The following is a 4,675-nucleotide window of genomic DNA, read 5'->3' on the forward strand; positions in this document are numbered from 1 at the left end:
GTTGCCATTCAAACGGCAGAGCGTGAGCTTATTATCCAGCAAAAGCAAGCGGAAATTGTGAAAGTCAATGCACAAGCGAAAGCAGACGCAGAAGTGATTCAAGCGAAAGCCGACGCGGAAAAAGTGCGTCTTGCAGGGGAAGCTGAAGCAGCAGCAATTCGTGCGAAAGGTGAAGCCTTGAAAGAAAATCGCCAGCTCGTCGAACTCACCGCCGCGGAAAAATGGAATGGCGTATTACCAACCACAATGACACCAAATAGTTCAGTGCCGTTCATTAAGGTAGGTCAATAATGGTTGATGTACTTGAAGTAATTTTTTATTTGATCTGCATTGGCATAATGTGTCTGAGTGGCAATATGCTATATGAGTCAAGAAAGCTAATTAAGCGTCAACAAGATAAAGTTGAGATGCAAATCAAAAAACTTCAGTCCGATAATAAGGAGTAACAATGTTTATATTAGGTATGATCGCAGGCGCAGCAGTCGCCTTTGCTGTGCAAGCATTTTTTCGACAATATAAATTAGTTGATCGAAATCAGGATAAATAATCACAACGCCCCGCTAATCGGGGCTTTTTATTGGAGGGAATATGGAATTTCTAACTGCTGAAGAATTATATTATCTAACTGGTTATAAGCAGCACTCAAGACAAATTACCTATCTCAGGGAACAACATTACACGATTCAAGGCATAAATAAATTTGGTATGCCATTGGTTATCTACAAAGATGTATTTGGATTTAGGCGAGATCCTTCGCCCACAATAAAACAACAAGACGTCAAATGGCAACCACCACCAATGTAAAAGAGGTAGGATATATGGGAAGACCACGCAAACCATCTAATCAATACTTACCCGAAAACCTCCGCCCGAAAACCGTTAAAAGAAAATCGGGTAAAACTGTCACTTACTGGCTTTATCGCACAGCAGGCAAAACAGAAATATCTTTAGGGAAAGATAGAAATCAAGCATTCATCAAAGCAGCACAAATGAATATAGAGCGAGAACAAAAAGGCGGCTCTATTACTTTTGGACTTGTAGCAAAACGCTATAAAGATGAAATTATTGCTAGGAAAAAAGCCTCTACGGCAAAAAATAATTTAATATGGCTCAAATCGTTACTTGCATTTTTTGCCTCTGCTCCGCTTGATCAAATTGAATCACCGCACATCGTTGAATATATGAATAGACGAAAACAAACACCAGCAATGGCGAACAATGAATTTTCACTATTCAATCACATCTGGCGATATGCAAGACAATGGGGCTACACAAAATTACCTAGCCCCTCAGAAAGTGTTGATAAATTCCCTATTAATCGTCGTAGTAACTACATAGAAGACGACATTTTTCAACTTGTTCATAAGTATGCAAACCAAGACATTAAAGATTTGATGGATCTCGCTTATCTAATTGGTCAACGCCCTTCTGACTTGGTAAATATACAAAAAGAACATATTTTTGATGGCTACTTGCACATAGCACAGCAAAAAACACAGGCTAAACTGCGTATTAAATTAGTAGGAAGATTGGCTGAAATTCTTAATCGGCGACTATCAAGCCAAAATAATTTCTTATTCCGCTCCAAGAACGGCACAAAACTCACAGCAGATAAACTCGCAAAAATTTTTGCTCGGCTACGAAACAAGGTGGTCACCTTGCACCCTGAATATGAGAGTGAATTAAGGGCATTTCAATTCCGCGATCTCAGAGCAAAATCAGGCACAGATAAAGCGATGCAACTTGGTGAAGAAGAAGCGAGAAAACAGCTAGGCCACACGACGGTAGCGATGACAAAAACTTACATTCGCAAAGCCCCCATCGTAACGCCTATTTTAAACTCGATCACCGATAACAAAAAAGCGTAACGGCTAGAGTTTCGGAACACTTCTTGTTTTTTCGGAACGCTTTGCTTAAATCTTTTTGTATGCGGTTGATTTTATTATAAAATAATCCACACATAAAAGTGCGGTAAAAATTTTGTGAATTTTCACCGCACTTTGCTAACCCATTTAGGATAAATAATGAGTAAAGATACCATTTTTTTCCGCCCCGATTAAGAATTTGGGCGATTTTACTTTTGATGAAAATGTGGCGGAAGTGTTCCCTGATATGATCCAGCGTTCTGTGCCGGGTTATTCCAATATCATCACTGCTATTGGTATGTTGGCGAGCCGTTTTGTAACGCCAAATTCTAATGTGTATGATTTAGGCTGTTCTCGTGGGGCGGCAACCCTTGCGGCCAGACGCAACATTCATCAGCAGAATGTGAAGATTATTGGCGTGGATAATTCGTTGCCAATGGTGGAACGCTGTCGCCAGCACGTTCAGGCGTATCATAGCGAGATTCCTGTGGAGATTTTGTGCGATGATATTCGCAACATTGAAATCAACAATGCCTCAATGGTGATTTTGAATTTCACCTTGCAGTTTTTGCCACCGCAAGATCGCAGCGCGCTGTTAGAAAAAATTTATCAAGGGCTAAATCCGAATGGCGTGCTGGTGTTATCGGAAAAATTCCGTTTTAATGATGAAACAATTGATGAGCTATTGATTGATTTACACCACGAATTTAAGCGCGCCAATGGTTACAGTGTGAGCTAGAAGTGAGCCAAAAACGCACCGCACTTGAAAATGTAATGCGTACTGATGATATTGAAACCCACAAAGCGCGGTTGAAATCGGTGGGATTTTCTCACATTGAATTGTGGTTTCAGTGTTTTAATTTTGGATCAATGGTGGCAATTAAATAATGCAAATCCGTTCATTGTTCTTGGCTGGGTTATTGCTTGGCTGTGTTAATCTGGCTTATGCTCAAAACATCGCCACAGCTCAAATTTCCCCCCCAGCAAGTGGAGCAAGCGTCAAGTGCCACGCTCGATTTTATTATTTTTTTACGACCGCACTTTAACTACTGCACCGCAGCTTATTGCAGCCAGCCAAAAATTAGGCGCTGAATTGCTGTACGAATACCAAAACTTTAATGCTATTGCGGTGCATATTCCTGAGAATTTAGAGCTGTCATCTCTAAAAACAAAGTTATCTCAAATAAAAGGTGTATTGGAAGTAAATGAATCACAAATGATGCAATTACATTAGCAAGCGGAACATTAAGAAACATATCAATTAACCTCAAGATCAATAAATAAAAAACCACCTCAAGAGGTGGTTTTCATATCAATCTAATATTGGTTTAACAATTAGAAGTAAACGCGTAAACCTACAGCATAACGGTTATCTTTAGCACGTTTAGTTTTACCTGTAACTTTTACATCGTCACCTTCGATAGAACCAGTACCTTTAACGCGAGAGTGAGCATATTCAACATAAGCTACTACATTTTTGTTAAATGCATAATCAGCACCAACTAGGTAAACATTCTCTGTTAATTTCTGATTTTGAGCAACGCTTAATGTACCAACAACAGAACGTAAGAAGTTTGCATCACCTTTGTCAAAACTTAATTTAGCTTTGTGACCTTTATATTGGTTGCGTTCCCAAGCTGCATATACAGAAGCATTATCTAAATATTGATATTTAGCAGCTACTTCTAAGAAACGTCCTGTTCCTTCTTTGTCTTGAGTTTGGTGATCTTTATAATAAGATTGACCGTATTCAGCACCCAAAGTCACTGGGCCATACGCGAATTGTGAAGCTACACGCCAAGATTGAACTTTACGACCTGTTCCTGTTGTTTTTTTAGCTTGAACTGGAGGATTTGCATTTTGATTTGCTGCTCGACCATTGTCATATACTTCTACAGTATAACCAGCGTTTAAATTTACCCCAACGTCAGCGAATTGACCTGCATAAAATGCAGATGTACCATAAGCATATTTAAGGTCTGAAGCTTCATTCTGTTTCTTAGCTTGACCAAAAGTATAATCAGCACCAAAACCTAAAGTTTGGCCTTCTGCTAATTGGAAATCTGCTGAGCGGAAAGAAACTACTTTATCACCACCAGTGAATAGATTATTGCTACCGCCAAATAAGTAAGAGTGATCATTGATCTCTACTGCATCACCAGTAGTATCTTGTTTACCAAATGAAACACGACCAATTTCATCTTTTTGAAGTGCTAACCATAATTTGTTAGTTTTAATGTTGTTAAATGAAGAACCAGTATCCCATTTATCACCGCCATCATTGAAACGTAAACGAGTGTAACCGATTACTTTAACGCCTTCACCTAAATCGTGTTGCGCTTTGAATTCTAAACGTGAACCAACGTTACGAAGATCCGCACGCTCATCATCATTAAATTTGCCTAAAGCTACATCAAAACGACCGCCAACATCAACTTGTGTACCATCGTTGTTATAAACTGTTGCTGCGCTTGCTGAAGTTGCTACAGCTGCAACTGCTAATGCTAATAATGTCTTTTTCATAATCAAATTCCTTTCAGAATTAAGTTGTTATAACAATTTAAAGTTAAGCTAAAACTTTTCTTAAAAGAAAATGTCAAAGCTGACTTCACTTGAAGCAGGGCTATATTGGCAAAGAAACATTCAAGTGTCAATGCAAAATCTGAAAAAGTTCACCATATTTAGTGATCAAGATCACATATTTTAAGAAAAGTTGCTCTTCATACTTAGCTTATACAAAATCTGTATAAAGCTACATCTAATACATAAAATATAGATAATAACGGCTTATCAAGCTTATGAAAGTATAT

4 protein-coding genes and 2 pseudogenes are annotated in these 4,675 nt (G+C 38.5%); 5 read left to right on the forward strand and 1 reads right to left on the reverse strand.

The features are described from left to right. The 5 genes and pseudogenes from C3Z13_RS04250 to C3Z13_RS04270 form a co-directional block, all read left to right on the forward strand. Positions 1 to 291, forward strand: a pseudogene (locus C3Z13_RS04250) (SPFH domain-containing protein); the annotation flags it as partial. Between the two features lie 297 nt (positions 292 to 588). After that, a complete protein-coding gene (locus C3Z13_RS04255; protein WP_103855096.1) occupies positions 589 to 804 on the forward strand; it encodes a DUF4224 domain-containing protein in 216 nt (71 codons plus the stop codon). Next, complete coding sequence (locus C3Z13_RS04260) at positions 783 to 1,868, forward strand: tyrosine-type recombinase/integrase (RefSeq protein ID WP_245872544.1); 1,086 nt, start codon at positions 783 to 785, stop codon at positions 1,866 to 1,868. Before C3Z13_RS04255 ends, C3Z13_RS04260 begins: the two co-directional genes overlap by 22 nt. 156 nt (positions 1,869 to 2,024) lie before the next feature. Beyond that, positions 2,025 to 2,753: pseudogene (gene cmoA / locus C3Z13_RS04265) on the forward strand (carboxy-S-adenosyl-L-methionine synthase CmoA). Positions 2,754 to 2,868: 115 nt separating this feature from the next. Then, a complete protein-coding gene (locus C3Z13_RS04270) occupies positions 2,869 to 3,099 on the forward strand; it encodes a hypothetical protein (protein ID WP_103855098.1) in 231 nt (76 codons plus the stop codon). A gap of 101 nt (positions 3,100 to 3,200) precedes the next feature. On the opposite strand, the gene C3Z13_RS04275 is transcribed toward C3Z13_RS04270, so the two are convergent. Beyond that, complete coding sequence (locus C3Z13_RS04275) at positions 3,201 to 4,388, reverse strand: porin (protein ID WP_103855099.1); 1,188 nt, start codon at positions 4,386 to 4,388, stop codon at positions 3,201 to 3,203. Between the last annotated feature and the right edge of the window lie 287 nt (positions 4,389 to 4,675).

The sequence above is a fragment of the Avibacterium endocarditidis genome, assembly GCF_002921145.1.
Taxonomy (GTDB): Bacteria; Pseudomonadota; Gammaproteobacteria; order Enterobacterales; family Pasteurellaceae; genus Avibacterium; species Avibacterium endocarditidis.